This is a genomic window from Flavobacterium fluvii, assembly GCF_900129545.1.
Classification (GTDB): domain Bacteria; phylum Bacteroidota; class Bacteroidia; order Flavobacteriales; family Flavobacteriaceae; genus Flavobacterium; species Flavobacterium fluvii.
The window spans coordinates 301,224-315,123 of record NZ_FQWB01000003.1 but is presented as its reverse complement, the minus strand read 5'-3'; the positions used below and the strand labels follow the sequence as shown (position 1 = coordinate 315,123).

The following is a 13,900-nucleotide window of genomic DNA, read 5'->3' as shown; positions in this document are numbered from 1 at the left end:
AGTAATGAAAAACAAAAACCTTATACCCGCACTCCTATTCGCATTATTCCTTTCGAACGCAACTTTCGCACAGGAACAATCAAACGCTCAACAAAGTCAGAAAAAGGAATTGACCCAAGAAGAAAAACAAGCCAATTCCAATCTGGAACAAGAAAAGAAAGCCGCCGAATGGGTTACTTCATTGAATTTGAACGATACCGCAAAAGAAAAAAGACTGCAATCCGTAATCGTTACCCATTTGAAAGCGGTTCGCGACTGGAACAACGAACATCCCGGCACTATTGTTCCCGCTGGAATCAATCCAACGACAGGACAGCAGCTCAGTGATTTGGAAAAGCAGATTATTGCCCAGTCGTCCATGCCAAAAACGGTCCACGAAAACCTGATGTCAGGACTTCGCAAGGATTTAGCCGAAGAACAAGTGGAACTTGTTTTGGATAAATACACCATTGGAAAAGTTCAATTTACTATGGCAGGTTACAAAGCCATCGTTCCTGACATGACAGCCTTGGAAGAAGAAACCATTCTCAAGTTCATGAAACAAGCCCGCGAGCAAGCTGTCGATTACAAGAGCATGAAACAAATATCGGCCATCTTCGAAATTTACAAAACAAAATCGGAGCAGTATCTCAACAACAATGGTCGCAACTGGAAGCAAATGTACAAAGCGTTCACCGATGCCATAAAAGCAAAAAAAGCAGCTGAAAAAGCAGCCGCCAAATAATTTATAAAAGAACATCGAGAATACAATTGGATAAAACCAACAGCTTTAAAAAAACCGCACTTTCTCAAAGCCTCTGGCTTTGAGAAAGTGCGGTTTTTTACTGATACAAATTTCAAAAAACAGATAATTCAGGATAACGAATTTAAAATAGTTTTGGTTAAATGCTCCTTGTATAACTCTATATCCCTCGGCACATCTGCATTTTTTTCAATATCGTGAAAATGGATGCTTTCCAATGAAGTCATGCCCGTAAAAGCATTCATTCGGTGAAAACCAAATAACGGACCATCATCAACGCTTTTCTCGTCGAAAAATTCTCCCGGCAAGGTAAACGCCTCTTTTGGCGCATTCCAGGAAGTGGTCAACAAGTATTTTCTTCCGTGAAGCATTCCTCCGGTTCCGTAATTTCGGGTCGGGTTTTTAGAGGAACGTCCATCACTTTGATAAATTCCTTTGGCGTGTCCTTCCGTGAAAACCACGTCAATGTATTTTTTGAAACCGTGCGGCAATTGAAACCACCAAATGGGCGTGTGATAGACAATCACGTCTGCCCAAACGAATTTTTCCACTTCTTCCGATGGGACATAATCATCATTCACATCGGTAGTTCTAACTTCGAAATCGGGATTGTTTCTAAAAAAATCAGCTGATTCCTGGGCAATCGTTTCATTGAATCTTCCACCTGAATGACCAAACTTTTGTCCGCCATTAATTATAAATATTTTTGTCATTTTGATTTACTTTAATTTGATGATGCAAATTTACAACCGTCTTTTCTATTATTAAAATAACATAATTCATACCTTTGCATCAGAATAATAATAGTTGATTATGGTAAATTTAGAATGGTATCGCACTTTTAAAGCGGTTTACAAAACGGGAACCTTGACCGGTGCGGCAGAAGTATTGTTTATTTCGCAACCGGGCGTGAGCTTGCATTTAAGTTCATTGGAAAATTACGTGGGCTATAAATTATTTGACCGAACGGGACGCAAAATGGTGCCGACAGAAAAAGGAAAAGTACTCTATAATTTCACCATCGATGCCTTGAGCAAACTCGAAGAAGCCGAACAAAACTTTCAACGAAGCACCGAAAAACATACACCAACCATCAGCATCGGGATGTGTTTTGAAACCTTTCAGATCACGTTGGAACAATACATTTCGACCTTGCCTTTCAACGTCATTATCCAGTTTGGGGAATATCCGGTAATGGTAGAAAATTTGGAAAAAGGTATTTTGGACATTATCATTACGCCGCAAATGGTGACAAAAAACGCCATCGAATATCAAGCTTTTTCATCGGAAACCATTGTTCTGGTTGGAGGAAATGAAGTAAACCTATCCGAATTCCAGGAAGTGGAAAAGAACAATAATCTTGAAGCTACCGAAAACTGGCTCAAAGAGCAAAAATGGTACGGAACAACTGGCGACATGGAACATTTGCGCCGTTTTTGGCAACTCAATTTCAATAAATACGCCGATTTTCGTCCCAATTATATTGTGCCCAATCTCAATTCCATCGTGCGTTGTTTGAGCAGCGGAAAAGGTTTGGCGGTTGTACCTGATTTCCTGTGCAAAAAAGAAATCGACAACCATCAAATCCAATTGATTTGGAAAGGAAAAGTCCCGTTGGAAAACACGCTTTATTTTGCAACACGCAAAAAAACAATGTATGTGGATGAAATTAACTTAATCAAGAAAATATTTATTGAAGTGATGTAGAAAAAAATATTCAAAACAAACACAACAAACTGTACTCCAGAAAATTAACAATTATTTAATTGTATTATTCATTAACTTTATGCGAATGAAGTTATTTTGTCTAATCCTTAATTTTTGCAATCATGTATATAGTTCGTGAAATATTTTATTTGCAATTTGGCCGCTATAAAGATGCCAAAGCCTTGATTGATGAAGCCGAAAAAAACGGATTGATGCCTCAATCAAGCGGAAGTCGGATTTTAACCGATTTTACGGGGACAGGTTACCGATTGATTTTAGAATCTTCGCATGCCTCGCTTTCCGATTTTGAAAAAGAACTCACAAAAGAAATGGGTACTGCGGATTGGAAACAGTGGTACGAAAAATTCAAGGCGACCGTGAACCATTCAGAAAGGGAAATTCTAAAACTGATTTCCTGATTTATCCTGCCTTTACAATGGTTCCAAAACAAGGACACCAAATTTACCATCAATATGCCTTTGGCTGCAATTTTAAATTTTTGGAAATAAATAAATCGAATTCAAACGGGTATATTTGTAGCAAACAAAAAACCTGAAAAATGAATTGGATACTATTAATTATTGCCGGATTATTCGAAGTGGCCTTCGCCTCTTGCCTGGGAAAAGCCAAAGAAACCAATGGAAATGAAATGTATTGGTGGTATGCCGGTTTTCTAATTTCATTGACAATCAGCATGGTTTTGTTGGTCAAAGCCACACAAACTTTGCCCATAGGAACCGCTTATGCCGTATGGACAGGCATTGGAGCCGTTGGCACCGTCTTGGTGGGAATTTTTGTTTTCAAAGAGCCGGCTACCTTCTGGCGCATTTTCTTCATTACCACACTTATTGGTTCCATAATCGGGCTAAAATCGATGTCGCATTGATTGCTGACAAACGCATAACTACGTTAATATTTACACCATAAAATATGATAATAGTCAGTATTCCGTTTCATTTGAATTTGTATATTAGGACTTTTTAATAGTAAATATTTTATGATTGCAAAATTGAGTGAAAAGAAATCCTATCCGTGGATAGTTGTTGGTTTATTATGGTTTGTAGCCTTGTTGAATTATCTGGATCGCCAGATGCTTTCTACCATGAAACCGTCCATGATGATTGATATTCCAGAATTGGCCAAGGCCGAAAACTTCGGAATGCTAATGGCCATTTTCCTTTGGATTTACGCCTTGATGAGTCCCATTTCCGGAATCATTGCCGACAGGATGAACCGAAAAAACATGATTATTTGCAGTCTCTTTGTTTGGTCTGGCGTCACGATGGCGATGGGTTATGCCACCACTTTCAATCAAATTTATGTATTGCGCGCCATTATGGGAGTTAGCGAGGCGTTCTATATCCCTGCCGCCCTGTCCTTAATCGCCGATTATCACCAAGGGAACACCCGATCGTTTGCCATAGGAATTCACACCACCGGAATCTACCTGGGTCAAGCCTTGGGCGGATTTGGAGCAACTGTTTCACAACAATTTTCTTGGCATTTCACCTTCCACTCCGTTGGCCTGATTGGAGTGATTTACAGTATTATCCTGATTTTTTTCATAAAAGAAAAGAAAGCATACACTCTTGACACTTCCCAAAAATTATCGATGAGAACGGAATTCAGGCAAATGTTCAAGGGATTGGGCATCTTGTTCGGAAACATTTCTTTTTGGGTTTTGCTCTTTTATTTCTCGGCTCCAAGTTTGCCGGGTTGGGCGGCAAAAAACTGGCTACCTACCTTGTTCTCGGAAAAACTGCATCTGGATATGGCACTGGCCGGACCCATCGCCACGGTTACCATCGCAATGTCATCGTTTGTCGGGGTTTTAATCGGTGGGGTTGTTTCCGATAAATGGGTCATGCGGAATCTTAAAGGAAGAATCTACACCAGTGTAGCCGGTTTGAGTCTCACGATTCCTGCCTTATTTTTATTGGGCAATGGCAGCAGTATCGAAGCCATCATAGTTGGAGGAATGCTCTTTGGTCTTGGATTTGGAATTTTTGACACCAACAATATGCCTATTCTTTGCCAGTTCGTGTCACCACGTTATCGCGCCACAGGCTATGGCATCATGAACTTTGTCGGAATTTCTGCTGGAGCGGTTATTACGGAATACTTGGGAAAAGCTGCCGACAATGGAGGAATGGGACGTGTATTTGTTTTGTTGATTATCGTGGTGGTGATTGCCATCGTTTTGCAATTGACGACCTTGCGCCCCAAAACAATCAATATGACGGAATAGATTATTCTATCTGCATAAAGCAATCCATTTAGGATACGGATAAAACGAATTCGCTTTGCGAAAACACGGATAAAAACGGATTTTTGAATTCGTTTTAATGCAAAAAAAATGAGCTCGATATAAATCGGGCTCATTTTTTTATGAACTCTTTGGACTTTCTAGTTTTTCTACAAAACCTTGGCCACTTTTATTTCGATATCCTTGATATTGGCAATTACTTTGGTCATTTCTTTTTCGTCGAAAGTGGTAAAAGGAGGAGCAATATTTCCGTTGACAATTCCCAATGCCGACAGCGCCCCTTTCAATCCTTTCAAATAGCTGGAACCATAAGATCCAACTGTGTAAATTCTGGTACTGATTTCCATTACCAAGTCTTGCAACTCTTCAATTCTGGCAAAATCTTTGGCCATTGCAGCATCATAAAGTGCCACGTATAGTTTAGGAAAAAGATTGGCACCACCGTTGACACCACCATTTCCGCCCATCATTACGGTTTCGGCAGTGATTTCTTCCGGTCCAACCAAAAGGCTGAAATTGGTTTTCAATAAATAACAAAGCGATTGGAAGTAAACCGCATTGGCTGAACTGTCTTTCAACCCAATAATATTTTGATGTTCAGACAAACGAACCACGGTTTTTACGTCGATGTTTATTTTGGTATGTGACGGCATATTGTACAAGAAAAGCGGCAAGTTCACTTGGTCTGCCAAACTCCAATAGTACTTGTATAATTCCTCTTGTCCCAAACCATAATAATAAGGAGGTGCAGCCACAACGGCCGCAGCTCCTGCATTATGGGCCACTAAAGCCTGATGAACACTTTCTTCGATTGAAGTATCCGTGATTCCCACAAAAACAGGAACTCTTCCGTTTACCGCTTTACAGCTTTCCACGATGAGTTGTTCTCTTGTTTTGTAACTTAAACTGGTTGATTCTCCCGTGGTTCCCAAAATAAATATTCCGTGAACTCCTCCCGAAACCAAATGCTCTACGAGATGTTTAACTCCTTCGACGTCCAAGCTAAGGTTGTCTGACAATAAAGGTGTTACCATTGGAGGAATAATTCCACTAAAAGCCGGTTTATTTGTTTGCGTTGCCATTATGCTAAATTTTTATATATTTTAATTTACTTTTTGTAGTTTTTCTTTTGTTTCAAGCGTAGCCTTCAAGAGGACGTTTATGATTCCCTGATCTTTATTCTCAATCTGGTCTATCAGGATTCGAACAGCTTCCTGCCCCATTTTCTTTATGGGCTGGCTCACAAAAGGTACATGGACATCCAAAAACTGGAAAATCAAATTTTCGTCAAAGGCAACCACGTCAATTTCCTCCTGGATTTTCTTTCCAACATTTTTAATTTGTTTTAAACCTTCCGTTGCAATGGTATTGGTTGAAAAATAGATGGCAGTTACTTTGTCTTCGAAAATCAGCTTTTGTACGGCTTCTTGAATTTCAGTCTGCAATGATTGATGATTGACTTTTGCCAAGAACTGTGTTCCATCAACAATCCCGGCTTGCTTCATGGCTTCCAGATAACCATTGCACCTATCCTGATAATGCAAAAGTGTAGATTCATACACGATGGCACCAATTCTTTTGTGTCCTTTGTTCAACAAATGATTTGTCGCTTCAAATGAAGCTTTAAAGTTGTCCACCATAACCGTATTCACGACAATATCCGAAAAATAACGGTCAATCAGCACCAATGGAACATTGGATTCTTTTAGGCCCAAAACCGTTTCACGGGATTCTTCTGGAGATGCCACAATAAACCCATCTACTTGACGAGTGCTCAGAAAATCCAATACTTTTATGAATTTGTCATTATTTTCATCGGAAGAACCAAATATCACGGTATAATTACGGGCATAAGCCTCATCCTCTATCGTTCGAGCCAAACTGGAAAAAAAAGGATTTGAAATATCGGCCACAATAAGACCAATGGTATGGGAGATATTGGTTTTTAAACTTCTGGCATTCAAATTCGGAAAATAATTAAGCTCTTTGGCTGCTTTTCTAATTTTATCTGCCGTTTCTTTACCTACCCTGTTTTCTTTATCTTTGTTGTTTAGAACGTATGAAACTAGACTAGTAGAAACTCCTACCTTGTTTGCAATATCCTTTAATGAAGTTTTACGAGCCATTTTGCTTTAACGTTTAAGCAAAAGTAACAAATAATTAGACACCACCTAATATTTAACGTGTTTCATTTACATTTAAAAGTACATAATTATAGTTAAAATTATATATTTACTTTTTATTTAACCAAAAAAACATTGTTTTGATTTTTTTTAGCCCCAAAAAAACATGAAAAAGAAAATACAAATTCTGCTCTTGCTCGTTACATTCTGTAGTTCTGCCCTTTATAGTCAAAAATCAGATTCTCTTTCACATTACATTTCTACCATCAAAACCAATATTTATAAAGATTACAAAAAAATGTATCGCAAAGGCGGTGGTTCGTTGACCTATCCTTTTCTTACCCCGGGAAGCAACCAATACGACAATGTTTTATGGGACTGGGATTCCTGGTTGAGCAACATTGCCCTCAGACAAATTTTGACCGACATTGGCTCTGAAAAAGACAAAAAAGAAGCCATTCAATACGAACAAGGTTGTGTCCTTAATTTTTTGCATTACGGCGATTGGGACGGCTATTTGCCCATCGTGATATGGGAAGACTCCAAGCCTCGAGACATTCGCCCAGAAAATATCTATAACGTCAACATGCACAAACCGGTTTTGGCTCAACATGCCGCATTTATCACCCAGACAAACGGCGGCAATGCAGAATGGATCCGGGAAAAGTTCTTCCATCTTCAGGCTTTTGTAAACAACTACAAATCACACCACAGAAATAAAGCCACGGGTTTGTATTACTGGCAAAACGACGTGGCCATTGGAGTGGACAATGATCCAGCCACTTTTTTTAGACCCGAAAAAAGCTCCGCTTCCATTTACTTGAATTGCCTGATGTACAAAGAACTCTTGGCAATGGTTTATTTGTCCGGCCAATTGAACCAATCTGCCATTGGAGAAGAATTTGCCAATGATGCCAAAGAATTAAAAGCTGCCATCCAAAAAAATTGTTGGGACGAACGCGACGGTTTTTTCTACAGTGTCGACTTGAACTTGCGTCCCGTGGACAACCACACCGACAACACTTTGGGTAAGTCTTTTGTCATTCATAGCGGCTATCCGCGTGATTACGACTGCCTGATTCAACGCATTGAAAGTTGGTCCAGCTTCTTGGCTTTATGGGCAGGAATTGCAACACCCGAACAAGCCGAACGAATCGTGAAAGAGCATTATTCGAATCCAAAAACCTTTAATTCGGCCTCGGGAGTTCGAACACTTTCCAAAATGGAAAAAATGTACAGTCTTCGGGCGAGTGCCAATCCATCCAACTGGAGAGGTCCAATTTGGGGAATATCCAATTACATGGTATTCAAAGGTCTGGCAAAATATGGCTACACCGCAGAAGCAAAAGAATTGGCATCAAAAACAGTTCGATTATTTGGCAAAGATTTTGAAAAAAATGGCGCCTTGCACGAATATTACGATCCCGAAACTGGAGAACCACTACTCAACAAAGGATTCCAAAACTGGAATTACCTCGTATTGAATATGTCAGCTTGGCTCGAAGGAAAAAAGGTTGTCGAAGAGTTTTAATGTGCAATTTGCTTCATTCGCCGAGGGAGCCATTACAATAAACCGTAAGTAAATGGATATTATGGCATCAGCCGTTTTTAATAGCCTACCTTACGAAAAAAATAATGACGATAGAACAAAAGGTTCGGCAGGTTGAAGAAATATTCCACCGTCTTGACAAGGAGATTACTGCTTTCAAAACCGAAACTAGTTTACATTGTCTCACTGGCTGTGGCAAATGCTGTTCCACACCAAACATAGATGCCTCTCCCTTGGAATTCCTGCCTTGGGCTTTCCATTTGTTTTTGAATGGTCTGGCCGAAAAAACCTTGTTGGAATTAGACAATTCTTCCATTTCAACTTGTCACATCTACCGACCTCTTTCTCTTTTGGAAGAACATAACGGAAGCTGCAACAACTATCGCTATCGCGGGTTAATATGCCGCCTTTTTGGCAATGCCGCCAGCAGGGACAAATACGGCAAACTGCGATTGGCCACCTGCAAAATCATAAAAGACGACCAACTGGAAAACTTCAACAATACGGAAGAAGCCATCAGCAAAGGACTTTACGTGCCCATTTTTACTGATTATTACATGCAGTTGGCGCAAATTGATTACAGAATGGGCACCACTTTACTCCCCATAAACGAAGCCTTGAAAATAGCCATCGAAGAAGTCCTGCATTATTTTGCCTACAGACCCTTTCCGGGTGGATTGGAAAATATTGCTTAAAGAAATTCCAACCTTTTCTCCAAAATAGCATCTTCTATATAAATACTCGCAATTGATAGTTATCGACTATACAAAGTTGTATGTATAAACTAATTAAGTATTTGTTCTTTTTAAATAAGAAAAAAATTATTTTGTTAAAATGTGGGAAACCGTAAAAGAACCAATTACAAAAAATATAATTTCGAAGAATTAATTAAAAAAACAATAAATGAAATTGAAATAAGAAAATTATTACTTCATTTGCAATTCTAAAAATTAACCTTAAAAAAACCAATGAAAAAATCATTCTTTAAAAACAGTATTAGTACTATTTTAGTTCTATGTCTCGTAATGCTTTTGGCTTCATGTTCTTCAGACGAGAAAGACCCTGCAATCGTATTCACAAGTATTGAAGCCAACAAAACAGATATTTATATCGACGGAACCATAACTTTAAATATTAAAGCATCTGGTTATAAAGATATAAACGTTATTACTAGTAATACCAAAATTAAAATTACCAAAGTTGCCAGTACAATTTATGAAATTTCAAGTACCGAAGCAACTTCCGCAAAAATACATGTTATACTAAGCAACAATACATACAAAGACACTAAAAATATTGATTTGACTTTTGCAGAACACGGAGTTAAAAATTATAACACTGTGGAAGGAATAAAAGTAAACGCCGATTTATCTTCTAAAGTTTTAAGTCTTTTGGGTGAGCCTGACATTAAAACAAATTCAACTGATGGACTTTCTGAATATTGGAGATATGCTTCAAAGGGATTAGGCATTATAATAATTAAAAGCAGTACGATTGTAGACCAAATTGATATGTATAGCTCTAATTATTTTTACACAAATAGCGCAAATGCACAAGTAAGCTACACTAACTTCCCTTATGAAATTGGGAATGGTTGGAAAATCAATAGTGCAACCACTACAATGGATATGGTAGTAACACTATTGGGAGTACCAACCATAAAAAGTACCTCCGCAACTTCTACCACTAATAGGGCGTACCAATATGCAACTCAAAAATTAGTTTTCCGTTTTTATAGCGATACCGAAGATAATTATATTGGGAAAAAGATTATTTATTTATCTGTGTATTAATTTGAATATTTTAGTTTAGACAACATTTTTTCTTGTTCTAAAAACCGTTTCATAAATTGAAACGGTTTTTTTTATAGAACAAACTTATAAAATTTGATTTTCCCATCTTATTGAGCATTGATACCGTTGAAACAATCATTTTATTTCCTAAATTGTTGCACCAAAAAACAACTGTTATGAAAAAACTAACCAAAGAAGACATCAGTCAAGAAGTATTTGACTTATACGATGACTATGCACACAATAAAATTGAAAGAAGGCAATTCATCGAAAAATTATCGATTTTTGCCATAGGAAGCCTTACGTTGCCAACACTTCTTGGCTTTATGACACCAAATTACGTGGATTCCATTACCATCAACCCTGACGACCCAAGGTTGAAATCAGGATTCATGACCTACGAATCGCCCAAAGGAGGAGGAACCATCAAGGGACTTTTATCCCAACCCACCGGAACAAAGAAAAAACTACCCGGAATCATAGTCGTGCACGAAAACCGTGGATTGAATCCCTATATCGAAGACGTGGGAAGAAGAGCCGCAGTGGAAGGATTTATTACCTTGGCTCCAGATGCCTTGTCACCATTGGGCGGTTATCCCGGCAATGATGATGCGGGAAGAGAATTACAAAAAAAACGTACCCGCGAAGAAATGTTGGAAGACTTTATTGCGGCTTACGAATACCTGAAATCCCACAAAGATTGCAACGGTTATGTAGGCGTGGTCGGATTTTGTTTTGGAGGCTGGATTGCCAACATGATGGCGGTCAAAATCCCGACTTTGGCTGCAGCCGTACCTTATTACGGAGGACAACCGACCGCAGTAGATGCAGAAAAAATAACCACGCCGCTCCTGTTGCAATATGCTGGTTTAGACACCCGGGTAAACGAAGGCTGGCCCGCTTTTGAAGCCATACTCAAAAAAAACAAAGTGGAACACACCGCTTATTTCTATGAGGGCGTCAATCACGGTTTCCACAACAACACGACTCCACGATACGACGAGAAATCCGCAACATTGTCTTGGACACGAACAATTGATTTTTTCAGGGAAAAACTAAAAAAGAAATAATCTCAAAATTTTGACATTATGAAATTGACAGCCAAAGCAACAATACAAATACAAAAACCGATTGAAGAAGTTTTTGAAGGAATTGTAAATCCCGAAAAGATGACGAATTATTTCATATCGGAGAGCAACGGACGACTAGAAACAGGAAAAGAATTGACATGGAAATTCCCCGAATTCCCTGTCGAAGTTCCCGTAAAAGACGTCAAGATTGAAATCAATCGTTCCATTTCATTTGTTTGGGACAAAGAAACCGTCGTTAAAATTATATTGGAAGAACAACCTGACAAAAGCACCGTGGTAAAAGTGACCGAAGACGGAAAACCACACAATGAAGACAACCTGAAATGGGCCATAGGAAACACGGAAGGTTGGGCCAATTTCCTCGCCTGCATGAAAGCCTATTTGGAATACGGAATACAACTTCGCAAGGGAGCATTTGACTTTATGCGTGAAAATTGAAAACAGTCTAAACACAGATTCCATAAAAAAAGCTTCGTGATTGGGGCTTTTTTTTATGGAAAGACTAAAACATTTTAAAGAAAATACTTAAAAAAACGCAAACAAAAGAGGAATTATAATTATATTTGAAAATAAATAACACTAATGTTTATCAGACCTATTTACCCAAAAAAGGGTGGCTTTGTATGATTTTATCAGACTTATAAACGAGTTTGCAGAAATGCTAAAAAAAGAGAAACGAATATAAAAACTTAAAAAAAATAATTTATATATGAATATTACTTTACATTTATTAAGCATTGATACTTCAAATTTTTGGGTAGTAAATTGGTATTATGTGTCTGGAATTACGCTATCAGCAACAGCATTATCATTTACCGTCAGAAGTTATTATAAAAAAAACAAAAAAACAGAAGACCCAATTACTGAAAAAAATCCTTCAATAAATTCCAATATAAATCCAATAATTAGTCCAACAAATACAATTAACGTTAATGTAGGTAATATGGAACATAATAACACTAAAGAATCAACTTCAAAAGATAATTCATTTAATCGTGAAGCTAAAATTGATTCTTTAAAATCAAAAGTCAAAATTTTATTTATTGATGATGATAAAAAATTTAATATTGTCAAAATTTTAAAAGATAGTAAGTGGAAAAACACAAAATCTGTAGTTGATATAAAAAGTATTGATATTCCTTCCGTAAAAGAAGCTGATATACTTTTTGTCGATGTAAATGGTGTTGGTAAGTTATTGAAATGCGAACACGAAGGTTTGGATATTGCTTTAATGTTGAAACAAAAATATCCAAATAAAAAGATTGTAATATATTCAGCAAATAAAAACAATAATTTTCATTCTGCTTGGGATGTTTGCGATTTCAAACTTGAAAAAAATGCTTTATCCTATCAATTTTTAAGTTTAGTTGAACAATATAGTCTAGAATTATATGCTTAATCAATGAAAGTTTTTTACCAAATTACCGACATATCAGGAAAAATTGTATTAAATAGCTTTCCAACAGAAATACGACATTTATTAAAAAATGAAATTGAGAAAATTGAGAAAGTTGAAATACAATACTTAAATAAAAAAATAAAGGCTAAAATTGAAAAACAATCAAATTCAAATGGCTCAATTATTACATTGACAATAGATGAAAAATACGTAAATAGTTCTAGACTTTTTACAGATTTATCAAGAATGTCTTTAATGATGTTAGACAATATAGTTTCTCATAGAAATAATATATCATTAAATCAAAATGAGTATGTACAAGAGTTAATACATAATTTAACTTCATTAAACACCTATAATGTCCAAGAATTACAATTATTAATTCCTCAAAGTATTTTATCAGGAAATATTAATAAACAAAAAGAGATAATTAAAAAGATAGTTAATGACAAGCCAAACGTAACTACTGAAACTTTGCTGAAATTAATCAAATATAATTACGCAATGAAAGTTGAGTTTTCTGTGTTTGAAAAAACTGTAATGCAAAATCCAAATGTTCAAAAAATTGAATATTCAGTTAGAGAAATAATATTATCTGTACTACAAATTTTTATTGAAGATTTTGATTATAAAAAAATTGTTGTTTCTGTTGATTCTAATGAAAAAAGAATCCATCTTGATTATGAAATATTATTTGTTTCATTATTTTATATTTTTGAAAATGCAGTAAAATATTGTTGCTCAAATACGAGTTTTAAAATTATCTTTAAAGAAGAGCAAAACAAATATATCGTGGTATTTGAAATGTTATCTTTAAGGATTGAAGATTATGAAATTGATAAGCTTTGTGACAAAAAATTTCGTGCAAAAAGCGCAATTCAATTAACAAGTGAAGGAAATGGAATTGGAATGAATAGAATTCTTAAAACACTTAAGTTGAATAATGCAGAACTGGAAATTTTGCCTAGAATAACACCGTTGGCAAAAACAAGAAACAATTTACAATATGAACATAATCAATTTAAAATTAAATTTGATAAGAATCGGATTATATAAAAGCACTATTTACCAACAGCTAGTAAGCAATAGTCGGGAATCAGACTTAATGGAAAGATTGTTTTGTGTTAGGGAAATTAGTGACAATCTGAAAATAATTTCTCTTTAGCACGACCATCTCCTACTACCAGAACGTTAAAACCTAAATAAAATCATACCATTTAAAAAAAAGCA

The 13,900-nt window shown here is 36.6% G+C and carries 15 protein-coding genes; 12 read left to right on the top strand and 3 right to left on the bottom strand.

Translation table 11 applies throughout. The features are described from left to right. Window positions 1–4: 4 nt before the first annotated feature. The gene (locus BUC16_RS09185) at window positions 5–724 is read left to right on the top strand and encodes a DUF3826 domain-containing protein (RefSeq protein ID WP_073370004.1); all 720 of its coding nucleotides are present in this window, start codon (window positions 5–7) and stop codon (window positions 722–724) included. A gap of 128 nt (window positions 725–852) precedes the next feature. Here BUC16_RS09185 and BUC16_RS09180 read toward each other — a convergent pair whose 3' ends face one another. Beyond that, window positions 853–1,455 (bottom strand): NAD(P)H-dependent oxidoreductase, encoded by a 603-nt coding sequence (locus BUC16_RS09180; RefSeq protein ID WP_073370002.1) that lies wholly within the window; start codon window positions 1,453–1,455, stop codon window positions 853–855. Window positions 1,456–1,555: 100 nt separating this feature from the next. Between BUC16_RS09180 and BUC16_RS09175 the strand changes: the two genes are divergently transcribed. From BUC16_RS09175 to BUC16_RS09160, 4 genes are all read left to right on the top strand, one after another. Further along, window positions 1,556–2,449 (top strand): LysR family transcriptional regulator, encoded by an 894-nt coding sequence (locus tag BUC16_RS09175; protein WP_073370001.1) that lies wholly within the window; start codon window positions 1,556–1,558, stop codon window positions 2,447–2,449. Window positions 2,450–2,571: 122 nt separating this feature from the next. Beyond that, window positions 2,572–2,868, top strand: coding sequence for a hypothetical protein (locus tag BUC16_RS09170; protein ID WP_073369999.1), 297 nt, complete (start codon window positions 2,572–2,574; stop codon window positions 2,866–2,868). A gap of 140 nt (window positions 2,869–3,008) precedes the next feature. After that, window positions 3,009–3,335: a DMT family transporter gene (locus BUC16_RS09165; RefSeq protein ID WP_073369997.1), complete on the top strand. Its 327-nt coding sequence runs from the start codon at window positions 3,009–3,011 to the stop codon at window positions 3,333–3,335. Window positions 3,336–3,446: 111 nt separating this feature from the next. Further along, a complete protein-coding gene (locus BUC16_RS09160) occupies window positions 3,447–4,697 on the top strand; it encodes an MFS transporter (protein ID WP_073369995.1) in 1,251 nt (416 codons plus the stop codon). A gap of 167 nt (window positions 4,698–4,864) precedes the next feature. Here the strand turns inward: BUC16_RS09160 and BUC16_RS09155 are convergent, their stop codons facing one another. After that, window positions 4,865–5,797, bottom strand: coding sequence for a dihydrodipicolinate synthase family protein (locus tag BUC16_RS09155; RefSeq protein WP_073369994.1), 933 nt, complete (start codon window positions 5,795–5,797; stop codon window positions 4,865–4,867). Between the two features lie 21 nt (window positions 5,798–5,818). Further along, window positions 5,819–6,841: a LacI family DNA-binding transcriptional regulator gene (locus BUC16_RS09150; protein ID WP_073369992.1), complete on the bottom strand. Its 1,023-nt coding sequence runs from the start codon at window positions 6,839–6,841 to the stop codon at window positions 5,819–5,821. A gap of 163 nt (window positions 6,842–7,004) precedes the next feature. Between BUC16_RS09150 and BUC16_RS09145 the strand changes: the two genes are divergently transcribed. From BUC16_RS09145 to BUC16_RS09115, 7 genes are all read left to right on the top strand, one after another. Next, the gene (locus BUC16_RS09145; protein ID WP_073369991.1) at window positions 7,005–8,369 is read left to right on the top strand and encodes an MGH1-like glycoside hydrolase domain-containing protein; all 1,365 of its coding nucleotides are present in this window, start codon (window positions 7,005–7,007) and stop codon (window positions 8,367–8,369) included. Window positions 8,370–8,473: 104 nt separating this feature from the next. Further along, entirely contained in the window at window positions 8,474–9,082 is a 609-nt protein-coding gene (locus tag BUC16_RS09140; RefSeq protein ID WP_073369989.1) for a YkgJ family cysteine cluster protein, read from the top strand. Between the two features lie 273 nt (window positions 9,083–9,355). Next, a complete protein-coding gene (locus tag BUC16_RS09135) occupies window positions 9,356–10,180 on the top strand; it encodes a hypothetical protein (protein ID WP_141226114.1) in 825 nt (274 codons plus the stop codon). A 176-nt stretch (window positions 10,181–10,356) separates the two neighbouring features. Further along, window positions 10,357–11,250 (top strand): dienelactone hydrolase family protein, encoded by an 894-nt coding sequence (locus BUC16_RS09130; protein ID WP_073370241.1) that lies wholly within the window; start codon window positions 10,357–10,359, stop codon window positions 11,248–11,250. An 18-nt stretch (window positions 11,251–11,268) separates the two neighbouring features. Continuing rightward, complete coding sequence (locus BUC16_RS09125) at window positions 11,269–11,709, top strand: SRPBCC domain-containing protein (protein WP_073369986.1); 441 nt, start codon at window positions 11,269–11,271, stop codon at window positions 11,707–11,709. Window positions 11,710–11,980: 271 nt separating this feature from the next. Next, on the top strand, window positions 11,981–12,670 hold the full coding sequence (locus BUC16_RS09120) for a hypothetical protein (protein ID WP_073369984.1): 690 nt from the start codon (window positions 11,981–11,983) through the stop codon (window positions 12,668–12,670). Between the two features lie 3 nt (window positions 12,671–12,673). Further along, complete coding sequence (locus BUC16_RS09115) at window positions 12,674–13,726, top strand: ATP-binding protein (RefSeq protein WP_073369983.1); 1,053 nt, start codon at window positions 12,674–12,676, stop codon at window positions 13,724–13,726. Window positions 13,727–13,900: the final 174 nt, after the last annotated feature.

Excerpts from the sequence above, each read along its gene's own strand:
- BUC16_RS09185 (WP_073370004.1), top strand. The coding sequence starts at position 5 with ATGAAAAACAAAAACCTTATACCCGCACTCCTATTCGCATTATTCCTT.
- BUC16_RS09180 (WP_073370002.1), bottom strand. The coding sequence starts at position 1,455 with ATGACAAAAATATTTATAATTAATGGCGGACAAAAGTTTGGTCATTCA.
- BUC16_RS09175 (WP_073370001.1), top strand. The coding sequence starts at position 1,556 with ATGGTAAATTTAGAATGGTATCGCACTTTTAAAGCGGTTTACAAAACG.
- BUC16_RS09170 (WP_073369999.1), top strand. The coding sequence starts at position 2,572 with ATGTATATAGTTCGTGAAATATTTTATTTGCAATTTGGCCGCTATAAA.
- BUC16_RS09165 (WP_073369997.1), top strand. The coding sequence starts at position 3,009 with ATGAATTGGATACTATTAATTATTGCCGGATTATTCGAAGTGGCCTTC.
- BUC16_RS09160 (WP_073369995.1), top strand. The coding sequence starts at position 3,447 with ATGATTGCAAAATTGAGTGAAAAGAAATCCTATCCGTGGATAGTTGTT.
- BUC16_RS09155 (WP_073369994.1), bottom strand. The coding sequence starts at position 5,797 with ATGGCAACGCAAACAAATAAACCGGCTTTTAGTGGAATTATTCCTCCA.
- BUC16_RS09150 (WP_073369992.1), bottom strand. The coding sequence starts at position 6,841 with ATGGCTCGTAAAACTTCATTAAAGGATATTGCAAACAAGGTAGGAGTT.
- BUC16_RS09145 (WP_073369991.1), top strand. The coding sequence starts at position 7,005 with ATGAAAAAGAAAATACAAATTCTGCTCTTGCTCGTTACATTCTGTAGT.
- BUC16_RS09140 (WP_073369989.1), top strand. The coding sequence starts at position 8,474 with ATGACGATAGAACAAAAGGTTCGGCAGGTTGAAGAAATATTCCACCGT.
- BUC16_RS09135 (WP_141226114.1), top strand. The coding sequence starts at position 9,356 with ATGAAAAAATCATTCTTTAAAAACAGTATTAGTACTATTTTAGTTCTA.
- BUC16_RS09130 (WP_073370241.1), top strand. The coding sequence starts at position 10,357 with ATGAAAAAACTAACCAAAGAAGACATCAGTCAAGAAGTATTTGACTTA.
- BUC16_RS09125 (WP_073369986.1), top strand. The coding sequence starts at position 11,269 with ATGAAATTGACAGCCAAAGCAACAATACAAATACAAAAACCGATTGAA.
- BUC16_RS09120 (WP_073369984.1), top strand. The coding sequence starts at position 11,981 with ATGAATATTACTTTACATTTATTAAGCATTGATACTTCAAATTTTTGG.
- BUC16_RS09115 (WP_073369983.1), top strand. The coding sequence starts at position 12,674 with ATGAAAGTTTTTTACCAAATTACCGACATATCAGGAAAAATTGTATTA.